This window comes from Microbacterium sp. TS-1, assembly GCF_000509385.1.
Classification (GTDB): domain Bacteria; phylum Actinomycetota; class Actinomycetes; order Actinomycetales; family Microbacteriaceae; genus Microbacterium; species Microbacterium arborescens.
This window is the reverse complement of the sequence record NZ_BASQ01000001.1, coordinates 488,249-504,248: the sequence shown is the minus strand read 5'-3', so window position 1 is coordinate 504,248 and position 16,000 is coordinate 488,249. Positions and strand designations below refer to the sequence as shown.

At 69.8% G+C, this 16,000-nt stretch carries 16 protein-coding genes and 1 tRNA gene; 13 read left to right on the top strand and 4 right to left on the bottom strand.

Going from position 1 to position 16,000, the window contains the following annotated elements:
* Window positions 1-22: 22 nt before the first annotated feature.
* From MTS1_RS02335 to MTS1_RS16570, 4 genes are all read left to right on the top strand, one after another.
* A complete protein-coding gene (locus MTS1_RS02335) occupies window positions 23-1,129 on the top strand; it encodes a branched-chain amino acid aminotransferase (protein WP_023951057.1) in 1,107 nt (368 codons plus the stop codon).
* Window position 1,130: 1 nt separating this feature from the next.
* Window positions 1,131-1,895 carry a fumarylacetoacetate hydrolase family protein gene (locus MTS1_RS02330; RefSeq protein ID WP_023951055.1) on the top strand — a complete coding sequence of 255 codons (765 nt, stop codon included), beginning with the start codon at window positions 1,131-1,133 and terminating at the stop codon, window positions 1,893-1,895.
* Window positions 1,888-3,177, top strand: a complete 1,290-nt coding sequence (locus MTS1_RS02325) for an MFS transporter (RefSeq protein WP_023951054.1) — start codon at window positions 1,888-1,890, stop codon at window positions 3,175-3,177. Before MTS1_RS02330 ends, MTS1_RS02325 begins: the two co-directional genes overlap by 8 nt.
* Before the next feature lie 61 nt (window positions 3,178-3,238).
* Window positions 3,239-3,415 (top strand): hypothetical protein, encoded by a 177-nt coding sequence (locus MTS1_RS16570; protein ID WP_023951053.1) that lies wholly within the window; start codon window positions 3,239-3,241, stop codon window positions 3,413-3,415.
* Window positions 3,416-3,444: 29 nt separating this feature from the next.
* On the opposite strand, the gene MTS1_RS02320 is transcribed toward MTS1_RS16570, so the two are convergent.
* Complete coding sequence (locus MTS1_RS02320) at window positions 3,445-4,485, bottom strand: aminotransferase class V-fold PLP-dependent enzyme (RefSeq protein ID WP_023951052.1); 1,041 nt, start codon at window positions 4,483-4,485, stop codon at window positions 3,445-3,447.
* Between the two features lie 89 nt (window positions 4,486-4,574).
* Here MTS1_RS02320 and MTS1_RS02315 point away from each other — a divergent pair, with 89 nt between their 5' ends.
* From MTS1_RS02315 to MTS1_RS02290, 6 genes are all read left to right on the top strand, one after another.
* Window positions 4,575-5,531 (top strand): LysR family transcriptional regulator, encoded by a 957-nt coding sequence (locus MTS1_RS02315; protein ID WP_023951051.1) that lies wholly within the window; start codon window positions 4,575-4,577, stop codon window positions 5,529-5,531.
* Window positions 5,532-5,541: 10 nt separating this feature from the next.
* The gene (gene gltX, locus MTS1_RS02310) at window positions 5,542-7,056 is read left to right on the top strand and encodes a glutamate--tRNA ligase (RefSeq protein ID WP_023951049.1); all 1,515 of its coding nucleotides are present in this window, start codon (window positions 5,542-5,544) and stop codon (window positions 7,054-7,056) included.
* Window positions 7,057-7,139: 83 nt separating this feature from the next.
* Window positions 7,140-7,211: transfer RNA gene (locus tag MTS1_RS02305), tRNA-Gln, on the top strand.
* 95 nt (window positions 7,212-7,306) lie between these two features.
* Window positions 7,307-7,564: a hypothetical protein gene (locus MTS1_RS02300; RefSeq protein ID WP_023951047.1), complete on the top strand. Its 258-nt coding sequence runs from the start codon at window positions 7,307-7,309 to the stop codon at window positions 7,562-7,564.
* 23 nt (window positions 7,565-7,587) lie between these two features.
* Complete coding sequence (locus MTS1_RS15965; RefSeq protein ID WP_023951045.1) at window positions 7,588-8,136, top strand: TetR/AcrR family transcriptional regulator; 549 nt, start codon at window positions 7,588-7,590, stop codon at window positions 8,134-8,136.
* Window positions 8,137-8,161: 25 nt separating this feature from the next.
* Entirely contained in the window at window positions 8,162-9,214 is a 1,053-nt protein-coding gene (locus tag MTS1_RS02290) for a 2,3-butanediol dehydrogenase (protein WP_023951043.1), read from the top strand.
* 86 nt (window positions 9,215-9,300) lie between these two features.
* Here MTS1_RS02290 and MTS1_RS02285 read toward each other — a convergent pair whose 3' ends face one another.
* The 3 genes from MTS1_RS02285 to MTS1_RS02275 all read right to left on the bottom strand — a co-directional run bounded on the left by MTS1_RS02285 (window position 9,301) and on the right by MTS1_RS02275 (window position 13,212).
* A complete protein-coding gene (locus MTS1_RS02285; protein WP_023951041.1) occupies window positions 9,301-9,513 on the bottom strand; it encodes a hypothetical protein in 213 nt (70 codons plus the stop codon).
* Window positions 9,507-10,988, bottom strand: a complete 1,482-nt coding sequence (locus tag MTS1_RS02280) for an SDR family NAD(P)-dependent oxidoreductase (RefSeq protein ID WP_023951039.1) — start codon at window positions 10,986-10,988, stop codon at window positions 9,507-9,509. Before MTS1_RS02280 ends, MTS1_RS02285 begins: the two co-directional genes overlap by 7 nt.
* A gap of 211 nt (window positions 10,989-11,199) precedes the next feature.
* Entirely contained in the window at window positions 11,200-13,212 is a 2,013-nt protein-coding gene (locus MTS1_RS02275; protein WP_023951037.1) for a DUF262 domain-containing protein, read from the bottom strand.
* A 126-nt stretch (window positions 13,213-13,338) separates the two neighbouring features.
* On the opposite strand from MTS1_RS02275, the gene MTS1_RS02270 reads away from it, so the two are divergent.
* The 3 genes from MTS1_RS02270 (at window position 13,339) to MTS1_RS02260 (ending at window position 15,980) form a co-directional block, all read left to right on the top strand.
* On the top strand, window positions 13,339-14,112 hold the full coding sequence (locus MTS1_RS02270) for a hypothetical protein (RefSeq protein ID WP_023951035.1): 774 nt from the start codon (window positions 13,339-13,341) through the stop codon (window positions 14,110-14,112).
* Between the two features lie 144 nt (window positions 14,113-14,256).
* Window positions 14,257-15,033: a DeoR/GlpR family DNA-binding transcription regulator gene (locus MTS1_RS02265; RefSeq protein WP_023951033.1), complete on the top strand. Its 777-nt coding sequence runs from the start codon at window positions 14,257-14,259 to the stop codon at window positions 15,031-15,033.
* Window positions 15,030-15,980 carry a 1-phosphofructokinase family hexose kinase gene (locus MTS1_RS02260; protein WP_023951031.1) on the top strand — a complete coding sequence of 317 codons (951 nt, stop codon included), beginning with the start codon at window positions 15,030-15,032 and terminating at the stop codon, window positions 15,978-15,980. The genes MTS1_RS02265 and MTS1_RS02260 overlap by 4 nt, the downstream gene beginning before the upstream one ends.
* The last annotated feature ends 20 nt before the right edge of the window (window positions 15,981-16,000 follow it).

Sequence of the window (16,000 nt, the reverse complement as noted above, 5' to 3'; positions counted from 1 at the left end):
CCGACATCCGCTTGGAAGACAGATGACCCTCCTCGAAAACGATCCCGACGCCGGACTCGAACCCCTCGAGTTCACCGTTACCCGAAACCTCGCTGCGGCCCCGGCCGCCCGACGCGACGAGATTCTCGCGAACCCCGGGTTCGGCACCCATTTCACCGACCACATGGTGGACATCTGCTGGTCGGTGCGCGGCGGCTGGCACCGCCCGCGCGTCCAGCCCTACGGGCCGATCACCCTCGATCCGGCTGCGGCGGTGCTGCACTACGGCCAGGAGATCTTCGAGGGCATCAAGGCCTATCGTCACGCGGACGGATCGGTGCACACCTTCCGACCCGATCAGAACGGCCGACGGCTGCAGCGCTCTGCGCGCCGCCTCGCACTGCCCGAGCTGCCGGTCGAGTGGTTCATCCAGTCGCTCCGCGAGCTCATCGCCGTCGACGGCGACTGGGTCCCCTCGGGTGCCGATCAGTCGCTGTACCTGCGTCCGTTCATGTTCGCCAAGGAGGCGTTCCTCGGCGTGCGCCCCGCGAACAAGGTCGCGTATTACCTCATCGCGAGCCCGGCGGGCGCGTACTTCACCGGCGGCGTGAAGCCCGTGTCGATCTGGCTCAGCGAGGACTACGCCCGCGCAGGCAAGGGCGGCACGGGTGCTGCCAAGACCGGCGGCAACTACGCGTCGAGCCTGCTCCCGCAGGCCGAGGCGTACGAGAACGAGTGCGACCAGGTCGTCTTCCTCGACCAGGACCGCAACGTCGAGGAGCTCGGCGGCATGAACGTCGTGTTCGTCTACAAGGACGGCACGATCGTCACGCCGCAGTCCGACTCGATCCTCGAGGGGATCACCCGCGACTCGATCCTGCAGCTCGCGCGCGACCGCGGGCACAAGGTCGAGGGCCGTGCCGTCTCGCTGGACGAATGGCGCCAGGGCGTGGCATCCGGAGACATCGTCGAGGTATTCGCCTGCGGTACGGCTGCCGTCGTGACCCCCATCGGCGTTCTCAAGGGCCGCGACTTCTTCGACGAGCAGCCGGTCGGCGAGCTCGCCCTGTCGCTGCGCGAGGAGCTCACCGACATCCAGTACGGACGTCGCGAAGACAAGCACGGCTGGCTCGTGCGGCTGGACGCCTGAGATGAAGATCGTACGTTTCTCGCACAACGAGGCCATCCGCTACGGCATCCTCGACGGCACTGATCTGGTCACGCTCGCGGGCGACCCGATGTACGCGGGCTATGACACGACGGGCGAGCGCGTGGCGCTCAGCGACGCCGTGCTGCTCGCTCCGGTCATCCCGCGATCGAAGATCATCGCCGTCGGCCGCAACTACCGCGAGCACGCCGCCGAGTTCGGCAACGAGGTCCCCGCCGAGCCGCTGCTGTTCTTCAAGCCGAACACCTCGGTGATCGGTCCCGGTGACGCCATCGTCCGGCCGACGCAGTCGCAGCAGGTCGATTTCGAGGGAGAGCTGGCCGTCGTCATCGGCAAGGTCACGCGCAACGTCTCAGCCGCCGACGCGCTGAGCCACGTGTTCGGCTACTCGATCGCCAACGACGTCACCGCGCGCGACCTGCAGCGCAGCGACGGGCAATGGACCCGCGCGAAGGGCTTCGACACGTTCTGCCCGCTCGGACCGGCCATCGAGACCGAGTTCGACCCGGCGCAGGCGCAGCTGGTGGCGCGAGTCAACGGCGACGAGAAGCAGCGTGCTCCGCTGACCGACATGGTCCACGGCATCGCCGATCTCATCGCCTACGCGTCCGCAGCGTTCACGCTGCTGCCGGGCGACGTCATCCTGACGGGGACGCCCGCGGGCGTCGGCCCCCTCGTCGCGGGTGATGTGGTCGAGGTCGAGATCGACGGTCTCGGCATCCTGCGCAACATCGTCCGGGATGCCTGACAGGGAGAGTCTCCCGGTTCCGACCGCGGCCGCCTCGGTCGACGCGCGCGACGCGGTCCGTCGGCGTGCGCTGGTCGTGCTCTCGCTCGGTCAGGTGCTCGGCGGCATCGGTTTCGGCTCGACCATCTCGCTGGGAGCGGTCATCACCGAACGGCTGACGGGTGACGACGCGCTCGCGGGTCTTCCGACCGCGGCGGTGACCCTCGGCGCCGCGCTGCTCGCGATGCCGCTGGCCTCGCTCGCGTCGCGGGCGGGTCGCCGACCGGCACTGGCCCTCGGCATGCTGCTGGCTCTCGTCGGGGTGGTCCTCGTCGTCGTCGGCACCGCGTCGGGGCTGTTCCCCGTGCTGCTCATCGCCTTCGCGATGATCGGCGCCGGTCAGGCCGCCAATCTGCAATCCCGGTTCGCCGCCACCGATCTGGCGACCGACCGCACGCGCGGGCGCGACCTCTCGATCGTCGTGTGGGCGACCACCATCGGTGCTGTGCTGGGGCCGAACCTGATCGGTGCCGGCGAGGCGATCGGTGAGGCGGTGGGGATGCCTCCTTTGACCGGGCCGTACCTCTTCACGGCGGTCGCGCAGCTGCTGGCCATCGCCCTGTACTTCGTCGCTCTGCGGCCCGACCCGCTGTTGCTCGCGCGCACATCGAGCGCCGGGGCACCCCACGCGTCGGCGACGCGCCGGGCGCAGGCCGACCGCCCCGGTGCCGCCCGTTACGCCGTGCTCGCCATCGCCGGATCGCACGGGGTCATGGTGTCGGTCATGGCGATGACGCCCCTGCATCTGGTCCACCACGGCGCGGAGCTGACGGTCGTCGGGCTCACCATCAGCCTGCACATCGCCGGCATGTACGCGCTGTCACCCGTCTTCGGCATCCTCGCCGACCGCCTCGGGCGTGTGGCGACGATCCTGATCGGTCAGGCTCTGCTCGCCGCCTCGCTCGTCGTCGCCGCGATGGGAGCCGACTCGACGTTGGCCGTCACCCTCTCGCTGATCCTGCTCGGCCTCGGCTGGAGCGGCGCCACTGTGGCGGGATCGGCGTTGCTCACCGAGGCGTCGTCGCCGGAGCGGCGAACGACGCGTCAGGGACGCAGCGACGCGATCATGAACGTCGTCGGCGCCGCGGGGGCTGCCGTCGCCGGGGGAGTGCTGGGCCTGATCGGCTTCGCGGGGTTGGCTGCGTGCGCTCTCGCTGTCGTCGCGGTCGTCGTGATCGGTGGCGTTCGCGCGGCCCGATCGACGCACTCGGCTAACGCCGCCACCGGCCCGGTCGAGCTCTAGCCGCCTGGCCGCCCTGCGGCAAGCATTTTGCTCCGGGGCGGAAGGCTGGCACCGTGGAGTCATGAGTCACCGCGCACAGTTGATCATCGCCCTCGTCTCGAGCGCGATCCTCTTCCTCTCCATCGCGCTGATGTTCGCGCTGGTGATCATCAGCTTCTTCACCGACGGCATCGACTTCGCGGGCGATCCCCACATCGCCGACGCGATCGGCACCACCGCATGGGTGCTGACCGCCTGACGAGGCCGCCCATCGCTCTCCTCGGCTGATCAGGCGAGGAGAGCGTTCGCAGCCAGTTCGACGTCGGCCTCGTCGTTGAAGACGTGGAAGGCGACGCGCGCATTGCCGCGACGACCGGATGCCGCCACGCCGGCGCTTGTGAGCCGTGTGAGATCCGCGCCGGCGGGGTCGGGCCACGTGACGATGGGGCTCGCGTGCAGCGGCTCGGGCAGTCCGAGTCGCGTGCGGAACGCCGCGGCGAGACCGGTGACCCGTGCGTGCAGGGCCGCAGGGTCGGCATCCGCGAACATCGCCAGGGCCGGTTCCGCGCCCACCATCGCCTGCCAGGCGGGTGACACGTCGAAGCGTCGGGCGGAGCGGGCGAGGGTCGCGTCGGTCCCGTAGCACGCAGCCCAGGGGTCTTCGCCGGCGTACCACCCGGCGTGGAGGGGCATGAGCGTCGCTGCGAAACCGTCGGAGAGCGCGAGGAAGGCGACGCCGCGGGGCGCGCACAGCCACTTGTACGTGTGACAGACGAGGGCGTCGAACTGCTCGGCGTCGAGGGGGAGCCAACCGGCCGCCTGTGTCGCGTCGCAGAGCGTGCGGGTGTTGTGCCGCCGCGCGGCCGCGACGATCGCCGCCGCGTCGGCGACCTCTCCCGTGGCCGATTGCACGATCGAGAATGCGACGAGGTCGACGTCGGGAGTGATGGCGCCGGCGAGGTCGGCGAGCGCGACGGCGCGAACCCGGATGCCGCGCCCGGCGTGGGCGAACGGGAGAACGAGCGAGGAGAACTCGCCCTCGGGGCACAGCACCGTCGCGCCGTCCGGGAGGGATGCCGCGATCATGCCGACCAGGACCGACGTCTGCGACCCGATGGCCACGCAGTCGGGCACCGTCGACACCAATCGGGCGAAATGTGCGCGGCAGCGCTCGGCCACGTCAGCGTAGTGAACCAGGTCGGGTCGGGCGTCGAGGTCGGCGATGACCGCCGCCCGTGTCGCGGTGGTCGGCACACCCGTGCTGCACGCGGCGAGATATCCGCGCGACCCGGTGAACGCGGCGTGGAGCGCTTCGGGTGCGAGGGTCATTTTCTCCATGCATCCAGGCTGGGCGATCGCTATCTATTGGTCTACGGCAGGATTTGCATGCAAACCATCACAGCTAGTTATCTTTTTACATGGACACCCCGGACTATCGTCTCGACGTCACCGAGTTGCGCGTCGTGCGAGCCATCGCCGACGGCGGGTCGATCACTGCGGCGGCGTCGGCTCTGGGCTACAGCCAGCCGGCCGTGAGCCAGCAGATCAAGCGACTCGAACAGCGTCTCGGCGTGCCGGTCGTCGAGCGGGTCGGGCGGCGGATGCGGCTCACCGAAGCCGGTCGCGTGATCGCCCGGCATGCCGCGGCGGTCGCGACGGTCATCGAGGCGGCCTCGGGCGAACTGGCCGAGCTCGCCGGATTGCGGTCGGGCACGGTGCGCATGGTCGGCTTCCCTTCCGCCTCGCCGACGGTGCTGCCGCGCCTCATGGATCGGCTGGCCCACGCGGAACCAGGGCTGACCTTGACGTACGTCGAAGCGGAGCCGCCCGAGGCGATCGCCGATGTTCGCGCGGATCGAGCCGACATCGCGTTGACCTTCGGCTACCCGGGCGATCGGAGCGACCCGCATGGCGAGAACGCTCGGGGACTCGACGCGGAGGTCATCGGGTACGACGACCTGCTGGCGGTTCTGCCTGCTGGCCACCCCGCCGCCCACGGCGTGGGTGCGATGGAGATCGCCCCTCTTGCGCTCGAGGCCTGGATCGCCGGATGCCCCCGCTGCCGCGGCCATCTGCTCGAGGTGTGCGGCCGAGCCGGGTTCGACCCCGAGATCCGTTTCGAGACCGACAATTTCGTCGCGGTCGAGCAGCTCGTGGCACAGGGAATCGGCGTCGCGACGCTTCCCGGACTCGCGGTCGCGTCGTTCCCCCTCCTCCCCGGTGTGGTGACGCGACCGCTTCCCGCGAGCGAACGCCGCGCCATACACGCGGTGTCTGCGGGCGGTGCGGGCCGGGTTCCCGCGGTGGCATCGGTCCTGGGGCACCTGCGGGCCGTCGTCGCCGAGCTCACCGGCGGCGACTCTCACGAGAACTAAGCTGGAGGGGATGTCCACCGCACCTCACCCCGCCACCACGACCGCCACCGGAACCGATGTCCGCGTGCGGTTCTGCCCGTCGCCGACCGGTCTGCCGCACGTCGGCCTCATCCGCACGGCCCTGTTCAACTGGGCCTACGCGCGCCACAACGGCGGCAAGATGGTCTTCCGCATCGAAGACACCGACGCCGCGCGCGACAGCGAGGAGAGCTACCAGCAGCTGCTCGAAGCGCTGCGGTGGCTCGAGATCGACTGGGACGAGGGCGTCGAGAAGGGCGGCCCTCACGCGCCGTACCGCCAGTCGCAGCGCCACGAGATCTACCGCGAGGTGCTCGACAAGCTCATCGCCGCCGGGGTCGTCTACGAGTCGTACTCGACCGCCGAGGAGATCGACGCCCGCAACGAGGCGAACGGCCGCGCGAAGCAGCTCGGCTACGACAACTTCGACCGTGACCTCACCGACGAGCAGAAGGCCGCCTTCCGCGCCGAGGGCCGCGAGCCCGCGTGGCGCCTGCGCGTGCCTGACCACGACCTCACCTTCGTCGACCTCATCCGCGGCGAGGTGACCTTCCCCGCGGGATCGTTCCCCGACTTCGTCATCGTTCGCGCCGGCGGCGTCCCGCTCTACACGTTCGTGAACCCCGTCGACGACGCGCTCATGGGAATCACGCACGTCCTGCGCGGCGAGGACCTCATGCCGTCGACGGCCCGTCAGCTCGCGCTGTACGCAGCGCTCATCGAGGCGGGCGTCACCGACTTCGTCCCGCGGTTCGGCCACATGCCCCTCGTCCTCGGCGAGACCGGCAACAAGAAGCTGTCGAAGCGCGACCCGAAGGCCGATCTCTTCCTGCAGCGCGAGAAGGGCTTCATCCACGAGGGGCTGCTGAACTACCTGTCGCTCCTCGGCTGGTCGATCGCGCCCGACCGCGACGTCTTCACGCGCGACGAGCTGATCGCCGCGTTCGACATCGCCGACGTGAACCCGAACCCGGCGCGCTTCGACCAGAAGAAGGCCGAGTCGATCAACGGCGACCACGTGCGGATGCTCGCGCCCGACGACTTCGCCGAGCGCCTCGTGCCCTACCTCTCCGGCGCCGGCCTGATCGAGAACCCTCCCACGGCGGCACAGCGCGAGATCCTCGAGGCCGCGGCGCCCCTCGTCCAGGAGCGGATGCAGCTGCTCGGTGACGCACCGGGTCTGCTCGGCTTCCTGTTCCGCTCCGAGGTCGCGTACGACGACGATGCCCTCTCGGGGCTGCCGGCGAACGCGGGGGAGGTGCTCGTCGCGTCGGTCGGCGCCCTCGAGCTCGTCCCCGAGCAGGGCTTCACCGCCGCCGCGGTGCAGGATGCCCTCGCCCCCGCGCTCATCGAGGGGCTCGGGCTCAAGCCGCGTGTCGCCTACGGCCCGCTGCGTGTCGCCCTCAGCGGACGTCGCGTGTCGCCGCCGCTGTTCGAGTCGATGGAGCTGCTCGGCAAGGCCGAGACCATCCGCAGGCTCGACGCGCTCGTCCAGCGCGTCGGCTGACGCGCCCGGGCGGCGCTCGGTTAGGCCCCACCGCATCCGTCGGGTATAGTTGATCCTCGGTGCGACTGAGGTCAAACCGACCATGGGGTATGGTGTAATTGGCAACACGGCTGATTCTGGTTCAGTTGTTCTTGGTTCGAGTCCAGGTACCCCAGCTTCGAGAAAAGCCCCGCTTCGGCGGGGCTTTTCCGTTTGATCTGCGTTCGCCGTGAGAGCGGTCGAGCCGTGCCCATCGAGCGAGAATGGGCACATGGGACTCTTCATGCAGCGACCCGAGGAACCGAGCGAGTGGGCGGGGCTGCCCTCCGAGCCCGCGCGCCGCAAGTCGAACGCCGAGCTGCTGCCCGACGAACCACCGCCCGCCGACCCTGCGGGCGACCTGCTCGGCGGGGGCGGTATCGCGTCGATCTCGATTCCCCTCGCGGTCCCGATCGCGGCGGAGGTGGAGGACTCCGGCATGGGCGCTGCGGGTGAGGCGGAATCAGGCAGCGAGCCGCCCACTGTCTGACAGGTGTCGGATAGGCTGGGGTCATGGACCCGCGGTCGCTGCGCAGCCGAGAGGCACTGCGCCGGGCGGCCCTCGATCTGGCTGCTGTCCGTCCGCTCACGGATCTGTCGGTCTCGGAGATCTGCCGCGCGGCCGGCGTGACTCGCGACACGTTCTACCGGCATGCCGACGCGCCCGTGTCGCTCGTCGCCGACGCGCTGAGCGTCGAGCTCGCCGATGTGCTGGCCGATGTCGGCGAGCTCGACTCGCTGACCACCGCCGAGGATCGCCTGCTCGCACACGTCAGAGCGCGAGCCGACGTGTACCGCGGTGCGCTGCATCCGTCTCTCGCCGCGCCCATCCGTGACGTGCTCGAGCGCGTCATCGCCCGGGGGCTGGAGGAATGGCTGGAGCGGCATCCCGAGATCGAGCCGCCCGCGATCGACGACCAGTCGATGCGAGAGATCGCCGTCGCCTACGCGGCCGGCGGGACGGTGGCGGCGATCGAAGTCTGGTTGCGCTCGGGCGCGGACGACGTGGCGTGGGCGACGAGGGCGATCCTCGCCGCCTCACCGGAATGGTGGCTGCGGTGATGCAGCCGAACGAGAGGAGATCACGATGAAGGCAGCAGTGTTCCACGCGAAGGAAGACCTCCGTGTGGAGAACGTCGACGAACCCACGGTGAGCGCAGGCCAGGTGAAGCTGAAGAACGCTTTCGCGGGCATCTGCGGGTCGGATCTGCACGTCTACTACGCTCCGGAAGCCGCGGGCCTCACGCTCGACGAGCCGCACCCGGTGACCGGTGCGCAGCTTCCGCAGATCCTCGGCCACGAGTTCGCGGGAACCGTCGTCGAGGTCGGCGAGGGCGTCGAGGGAGTCTCTGTGGGCGATCGTGCCGCAGTCTGGCCCGTCTACTACTGCGGCGAGTGCCCCGCGTGCGAGAAGGGCATGTTCAACGCCTGCCAGAAGATCGGCTTCCACGGACTCAGCTCGCACGGCGGCGGGATGGCGGAGTACACGACGGTTCCGGCCTCGATGCTGCACAAGCTCCCCGAGAACGTCGACCTGCGCATGGGCGCCCTCGTCGAGCCCATGGCCGTCGCGTGGCACGCGGTCGAGCGCTCCTTCGTGAAAGCGGGACAGACCGCAATCGTCGCGGGCGCCGGCCCCATCGGCATCGGCGTCTGGTTCGCTCTCAAGGCGCACGGCGTCGAGAGGGTCCTCGTGTCGGAGCCCAGCGCATCGCGGCGTGAGACGATCGCCGCGCTCGGTGCGACGGTCGTCGACCCCGTGTCGGGCGACCTCGCCGCCGCTGTGGCCGAGCTCACGGGCGGACGAGGTGCCGACGTCGCGTTCGATGCCGCCGGCGCCGGACCGGCTATCACGTCGGGACTCGCGAGCCTCGTGCCCGGCGGGCGCCTCGTCGTCGTGGCGATCCACGAGCGCGCGATGGAGTTCTCGCCGACGCAACTGGTCATGGCCGAGACCGAGATCGCCGGTGCGCTGGCGTACCTTCCGGCCGACTTCGACGCCGTCATCGACGCGATGTCGCGCGGCGTCTACGACACGACGGGATGGGTCGAGGAGGTCCCGATCGACGGTGTGGTCGGCGCCATCGAGAAGCTCCGCGGTGGGGCCGGGGCGAAGATCCTGGTGCGCGCGGACGCCTGAGTGCGGACGACTCCCGCAACCGAGAGCCCGCGAGTCCGAGTCATCGGCTCGCGGGCTCTTGCGTTCGCGCGCCGCAGGAGCGAGCGTCAGGCGCGGCGTGGCCGCGGCGCGGGCGGCGGAGGCACGGGCTTCGCCGCGATGATGTCCGAGCGGCGGATGCGCTCCACACCGCGCTTGCCGTCGACCACGACCAGCTCGTCGTCCGCGCTCAGCAGCTCGCCGAGCGCATCCGTGGCCTGTCCCGTCGGTAGCAGGTAGCGGACGACCACGCGGTTGCCGGGGGCAGGGAGCCTCACCATGCGCCGGGGGAGTAGTCCTTGAGGAAGACTCCGAACAGATCCTCGCCGGCCTCGCCGCGGACGATCGGGTCGTAGACGCGTGCCGCGCCGTCGACGAGGTCGAGCGGGGCGTGGAAGCCTTCCTCGGCGAGACGCACCTTGGTCGGGTGGGGACGTTCGTCGGTGATCCATCCGGTGTCGACGCTCGTCATCAGGATGCCGTCGGTCTCGAACATCTCGCGGGCGCTCGTGCGCGTGAGCATGTTGACGGCGGCCTTGGCCATGTTCGTGTGCGGGTGGCCGGGCCCCTTGTAACCGCGGTTGAACACGCCCTCCATGGCGCTGACGTTGACGACGTAGGTGCGGCGAGCCGGGCTCGCAGCCAGCGAGGCGCGCAGCTTCGAGACCAGGAGGAAGGGGGCCGTGGTGTTGGCGAGCTGCACCTCGAGCATCTCGAGCGGGTCGACGTCGCCGACGCGCTGCGTCCACGAGTTGACGCTGTCGAGATCGGGAATGAGCCCGCCGGCGTCGATCGCCGTCCCGGCAGCGAGTCGTTCGAGCGAGCTCGAGCCCGCGGCCATCGCCTGCTCGGTGAGTTCGTCGGCGCGCGAGGCCGCGGCGGCGAGGATCGGGTGCGCGTTCACCGAGCGCTCGAGCGCTTGCGGGTGCATGTCGTTGGTGTGGCCGAAGGTGACCAGCTCGGGCAGCGGTCCGTCCGGCAGCGGTGAGAGCTCGGCGTCGACGAGGGGCTGGTAGGCGCCGGGGGAGCGCCGCACCGTCTGCGTCGCGTTGTTGATCAGGATGTCGAGCGGACCGGCCGCGGCGACGTCATCCGCGAGCCCGACGACCTGAGCGGGATCGCGCAGGTCGATGCCGACGACCTTGAGCCGGTCGATCCATTCCGCGGAGTCGGGAAGGCTCGTGAACCGGCGCACCGCATCGCGAGGGAAGCGCGTGGTGATGGTGGTGTGTGCGCCGTCGCGCAGCAGCCGCAGGGCGATGTACATCCCGATCTTGGCCCGCCCGCCGGTGAGCAGAGCCCGGCGACCCGTCAGATCGGTGCGGGCGTCGCGCTTGGCGTGGCTCAGCGCCGCGCAGTCGGGGCACAGCTGGTGGTAGAAGGCATCCACGATCGTGTAGGGCTGCTTGCAGATGTAGCAGGCGCGCGCCTTGATGAGGGTGCCGGCGATCGGAGCGGTCGTCGACGACGAGATCGGGATGCCGCGGGTCTCGTCGTCGATGCGGTCGGGGGCGCCGGTCGCGGTGGCGTGCACCACGGCGCGGTCGGCGGAGGCGACGGCATCCCGGATCTCGCGGCGCCGAACCTTCTTCGCAGCCTTGAACATCGCCGCCGTCGCGCGTCGCACCGTGACGTAGTCCGGGTGGGCGTGGTCGATGTCGGCGAGCTGGTCCAGAACGCGGAGCGTCGCGGCGAGGTCGGCCGGATCGATGCCGCTGGGCGCGAGGGAAGAGGGGGAGATCGTGTCGGGAAGCACACGGAATTCTACGTCACGACACCTGGGCGACCCCGGAGAAGGGGACGGCCCCGCCGGAGATGAGATCTCACGGCGGGGCCGTCAGTGAGCCCTGGGAGAAAGTGACCCGAACACCGTCTCTACCGAGCCGCTCACGTACAACAGCGAAGCTACGCGGTCGAGAACCGGATCGCGGGGTCGTTGACGCCATGCTCTCGACTCTGCTAGGCGATCAGCGCATCGCCTCGCCGATGTAGGAGTACTTCAGGAAGACCTCCGACGCCCAGCCGGCCTCTTCGAGAACGCCCTGGACCGCCGTGAGCATGTAACGGGAGTCCCAGCCCATGTAGAGGTAGCTGCCCTCACCGAGCTCGTCCCACTGGCCGTTCCACGCCATCGCCGGGTACACGGGGCCGCCACGGCGCGCGCTGAAATCGACGACGCTCTGGCGGGAGTCGACCCAGAGGCGCTTGAAGACCCGGTTGAACAGGTAGCGGACGTCGGGGACTTCCCAGTGCTCGCCGCGGAACTCGACGTAGTCGAACTCCCGCTGCCAGCCGCGGGGCCAGCCGCGGCGCAGCTTCGCATCCAGGATCGGGGTGAGGTTGTCGTCATCGATGCGCGTCAGGGACGGCCGCCGCCACAGGTCGACGAATCGCGCGGCCAGCGTCTCCGTGCGGGCGCTGATCGCCGCGGTGTCCCAGCTGGCGATCTCTGCGATCTCTCGCGACATCGTCACCGCGCTGCCCGCGAGGAGCGGGCGCAGCTGCGGGAAGGTCGCGTCGAGCGCGCGCTCCGCGCGGTCCTGCTCGAGCAGCGTGAGGTTGCCGATCGTGTGCGCCAGGGCACGATGGCTGTTCTGCTCGTCCTCGCTGTAATCGGCGAAGCGTCGCGTGCCGTCTCCCGACCAGTCGTCGCCGGCGCCGGCAGGGAAGACCGGCGAGACGTCGAGGAGGTCGGCGGGGTCGGCGTCGGCGAGACGGCCCAGGACATAACGCGGATGGGGGAGTTCGCTGTACTTGAGACCGACGCGCACCCGCTCGTCCGAGGGGGTGATGCGCGCGATCGCGCGGGTCAGCGCGTCGGGGCCTTCGGCGTACGCGCGGCAGAGGCGTGCGACGAGCCGCTCGGTCGCGATGCCGACGACGACGCGGCGCAGCAGGAGCGACTGGATGTCCTCCAGACGCGCGATGAGCTCCTCGCGGGGCAGGATGCCGGCGCGCTGGTCATGCACGAGTCGCATCGCGAGCGGGAACATCTGACGTCCGAGCACCGCGAGGAAGCCGAGCTGCCGGCCGACCTCGGGGTCGTCGCTCGTGGCCGGGTCGAGCAACTCGCGATAGATCTCCGAGAATGTCCGCCAGCTCGTCGCGTGCTCCCGCAGGCTGTCGATGTCGAGTCGGGGGAACTGCTGCCGGAAGACGTCGTAGACGCCGCGTCCACCGGTGATGAGCACCTCGCGCCCCGTGAGCATGACGAGGTAGTGGTTCCAGAACGATCCGATGGCATCGCCGGTGTTCTGCTCGATCGCGAGCCAGTACTCCTGCTCGATCTCGTTCTGCTCGCCGTGCGTGAGTCCCATCAGCACGTAGTTGTGGATGAGTTCGTGGTCGCGCAGCGGCTCGCCGGTGGAGTTGAGGCTCTCGAAGATCTGCTGCGCGTTGGCCTGCGGCCCCAGGGTGATCGCCACGTGCTCGAGCTTCTGCAGGCCGCGCCACAGCGCCGCCGCCTCGCCGGGCCGGATCTGACTGCGGAAGAACGCGTAATTGTCCTCGAAGCGCGAGACGCGGAGCTCGTCCTCGGGGGTGCGCCGATCGAGGACGACGCTCTCGAAGACGTCGGCCCAGGCCCGGTGCGGACGCAGCTTCGTGCGCGTAGGGTCGTCGGCCCGGACGAGGACCGCCTCCAGCTCGCGCGCGAGCTCCGGATCGTCGTCGCGCAACGTGTGGTGCAGGGCCGCGACGAGCAGCATCAGGGTGGTGATGCGCTGCTGCCCGTCGATGAGCACGAGCTGTGCGTCGTCGTCGGACGAGGTGCTCGCGGTGGAGAGGATCGATCCGATGAAGTGGGTGTGCGTGTCGTCGGACGCGGACACCGACCGGATGTCGCCGAGCAGCTGCTCGCAGCCGCCGATGTCCCAGCGGTACTGCCGTTGGTACACCGGGACGACGATGGTGGTGTCGGATGCCGAGAGCCAGCCGATCGTGTTGACGGCGGTCGCTTCGACATTCGTGGCAGTGCTCATGTTCTCCGAAATCGCTCCTCGAAAACCCCGGACGAGTCTACCGGCGCGTTCAGGAGCCCTAGGTAGGCTGACCTAAGTCGGGCCTGTAAAAACTTCGCTTGTCCGACAGAAAGGTCATGATCCGTCATGGGTTACATCAAGTCCGCTGCCCTCGAGGAGACCGGTTACGTCGTCCTCGACCGCTACAACAAGGAGATCGATCCGAAGGAATGGCTCGACGTCGAGTACGTCGACTGGAAGTCCTCGGGTGACACCCGTTTCGCCCCGCTCGCCTCGGCCAAGGGCGAGATCGAGTGCAACGGTTTCTGGAACCACAAGCCGCCGCGTACCGACAAGGACGGCGTGTGGATCGACTCGCAGACCGCGATCGCGCCGACGCTGACCGCGCGTGCGCAGGAGCCCGGCGCGAACGTCGGCCGCTGCCGCATCATCGAGCTGCAGCCGAACACGTACGCCGACTGCCTCTACAACCTGCACCAGGACGACAACAACCGCCTCAACCCCGACGGCACGGGCTGGGTCGTCCGAGGCTTCTTCAACCTGACGGACGACAAGACGAGCTACTTCGTGCTCCGCGAGAACCGCACCGACCCCAGCGAGGAGACGCGTATCGCGCTGCCCGCCGGTGCGCAGCTCATCGTCGACACCCAGCGCCTGTGGCACGCGGCCGCCCATTACGGCGACGAGCCGCGCTACTGCCTCATCACGTCGTGGGAGTCGGGCCCCGAGCTCGACGCCTACATCGCCAAGTACAACGGCGTGAACAAGGTGGAGAGCTACCCGGTCGACCAGGAGACCCTCGACGCCGGTCAGATCGAGCAGGAGCGCCGAATTGCAGCTCGTGCGGCCGCGCTCGCAGCGCGTGGCCAGCAGGAGGTCATCGCGATGAGCGAGGCCTGAGCCTCGGATCGCCCCGGAGGGAGGTGTCGGCCGCGGCCGGCGCCTCCCTCCGTCGTTTCCGGCCTCGGGACCGAAGTCGGTGTTGCATTCTGTTGCTTTGCGTTTGATCGCGTTGTATCGTGTGGGCATCCGAAGGAGGATGTCGTGTACGCAATGGAGCGCCAGCAGCTCATCGAACGAATGCTCGCCGCCCACGGCCGCGTCGCCGTGGTCGACCTCGCGTCGCGGTTCGACGTCACGACCGAGACAGTGCGCCGCGACCTCGCCGTCCTCGAGGAGACCGGCGTCCTGCGCCGAGTCCACGGAGGCGCCGTCTCGGCAGAACGCGTGAGCACGGCCGAGCCCTCCGTCGCGGAACGCTCCCAGCGTCACTCGGCGGCCAAGGAGCGCATCGCCCGTCGTGCGTTGGCTGCCCTTCCGGGCGGGGCCGGATCGGTCTATGTCGATGCGGGCACGACGACCGCCGCCTTCGCCGAGGCGCTGATCGCCCGCAGCGCGCCCAGCGGCCTCGAGGTCGTCACGCATTCGATGACGATCGCTCACTCGCTCGCCGGCGCGAGCGGCATCGGGCTGACCGCCATCGGCGGGCGCGTCCGAGGACTGACCGCGGCCGCCGTCGGATCCGACACCGTGGCGGCCATCTCACGGCTGCGCCCCGACGTGGCCTTCCTCGGCACGAACGGCATCGCCCGCGACGCGGGGCTGACGACGCCCGACCCGGATGAGGCCGCGGTCAAGCGCGCCGTCGTCGCCGGCGCCCGGCGGGTCATTCTGCTCGTCGACGCCGACAAGTTCGACTCCGAATTGCTCGTGTCGTTCGCCGACCTCTCGGACCTCGACGTCGTCGTGACCGACCGGGAGCCGGACGAAGACCTCGCCCGCGCCTTGCGCGAGGCCGACGTGGAGGTATGGATCGCATGATCGTGACCCTGACGGTGCACCCGTCGCTCGACCGGACCATCTCGATCGACGCTCCGCTGCGTGTCGGCGAGGTTCAGACGGCGTCCGCTGTCCGCGAGGATGCCGGAGGCAAGGGCATCAACGTCGCGCGCGTTCTGCGCGCGTCGGGGGCCGACAGTCTGGCCGTGCTGCCCCTGGACCCCGCCGACCCGTTCGCTGCAGTGCTGGCGGAGGGGGATGTCGACGTGCGTACGGTCGCGGTGCGCGGCCGAACCCGCGCGAACATCGCGGTCACCGACCCCACCGGCGAGACGACGAAGATCAATCTCCCCGGTGTGGCTCTGAGCGCGGACGACCTCGACGACGTCATCGACGTCGTCGCCGAGTGCGCGCGCGGCGCCCGATGGCTCGTGCTCGCCGGCTCGCTCGCGCCCGGCCTGCCGGATGACGCCTACGTCCGCGTCATCCGCGCGGTTCGCGAGCGGCTGGGCCATGAGGCGCCGCGGATCGCCGTCGACACGTCGGGCGCCGCACTGCGCGCGGTCGTCGCGGATGGACGTCCCGACCTCATCAAGCCGAACGATGAAGAGCTCGCCGATCTTCTCGGCGCAGCGCTGCCCGCAGCCGACACCCTCGCCGAGGCGGTACACCTCGCCGCTCGCGGGCTCGTCCCCGCGACGGTGGGGGCCGCGCTCGTGACTCTCGGTGGCGACGGTGCCGTCTTCGTCTCCGACCGAGGCGCGTGGGCGGCCACTCCGCCTCCCACCCGCGTTCGCAGCACGGTCGGCGCAGGTGACAGCTCGCTCGCGGGCTTCCTGCTCGCCGACTCGCGCGGCGCGGACCCCGCTGCATCCCTCGTCTCCGCCATCCGTTACGGTTCGGCGGCCGCGGCGCTCGACGGCACACAAGCCCCGACTCCGACCGATCTCCCCACCGCGGACGTCCCCGTCCGCGAGCTCCATCACTGATCCGAACGACCCGCAACACT

What these genes read in the sequence shown, in the direction of transcription:
- MTS1_RS02335 (WP_023951057.1), top strand. Translation starts at nt 23, where the DNA reads ATGACCCTCCTCGAAAACGATCCCGACGCCGGACTCGAACCCCTCGAG.
- MTS1_RS02330 (WP_023951055.1), top strand. Translation starts at nt 1,131, where the DNA reads ATGAAGATCGTACGTTTCTCGCACAACGAGGCCATCCGCTACGGCATC.
- MTS1_RS02325 (WP_023951054.1), top strand. Translation starts at nt 1,888, where the DNA reads ATGCCTGACAGGGAGAGTCTCCCGGTTCCGACCGCGGCCGCCTCGGTC.
- MTS1_RS16570 (WP_023951053.1), top strand. Translation starts at nt 3,239, where the DNA reads ATGAGTCACCGCGCACAGTTGATCATCGCCCTCGTCTCGAGCGCGATC.
- MTS1_RS02320 (WP_023951052.1), bottom strand. Translation starts at nt 4,485, where the DNA reads ATGACCCTCGCACCCGAAGCGCTCCACGCCGCGTTCACCGGGTCGCGC.
- MTS1_RS02315 (WP_023951051.1), top strand. Translation starts at nt 4,575, where the DNA reads ATGGACACCCCGGACTATCGTCTCGACGTCACCGAGTTGCGCGTCGTG.
- gltX (WP_023951049.1), top strand. Translation starts at nt 5,542, where the DNA reads ATGTCCACCGCACCTCACCCCGCCACCACGACCGCCACCGGAACCGAT.
- MTS1_RS02300 (WP_023951047.1), top strand. Translation starts at nt 7,307, where the DNA reads ATGGGACTCTTCATGCAGCGACCCGAGGAACCGAGCGAGTGGGCGGGG.
- MTS1_RS15965 (WP_023951045.1), top strand. Translation starts at nt 7,588, where the DNA reads ATGGACCCGCGGTCGCTGCGCAGCCGAGAGGCACTGCGCCGGGCGGCC.
- MTS1_RS02290 (WP_023951043.1), top strand. Translation starts at nt 8,162, where the DNA reads ATGAAGGCAGCAGTGTTCCACGCGAAGGAAGACCTCCGTGTGGAGAAC.
- MTS1_RS02285 (WP_023951041.1), bottom strand. Translation starts at nt 9,513, where the DNA reads ATGGTGAGGCTCCCTGCCCCCGGCAACCGCGTGGTCGTCCGCTACCTG.
- MTS1_RS02275 (WP_023951037.1), bottom strand. Translation starts at nt 13,212, where the DNA reads ATGAGCACTGCCACGAATGTCGAAGCGACCGCCGTCAACACGATCGGC.
- MTS1_RS02270 (WP_023951035.1), top strand. Translation starts at nt 13,339, where the DNA reads ATGGGTTACATCAAGTCCGCTGCCCTCGAGGAGACCGGTTACGTCGTC.
- MTS1_RS02260 (WP_023951031.1), top strand. Translation starts at nt 15,030, where the DNA reads ATGATCGTGACCCTGACGGTGCACCCGTCGCTCGACCGGACCATCTCG.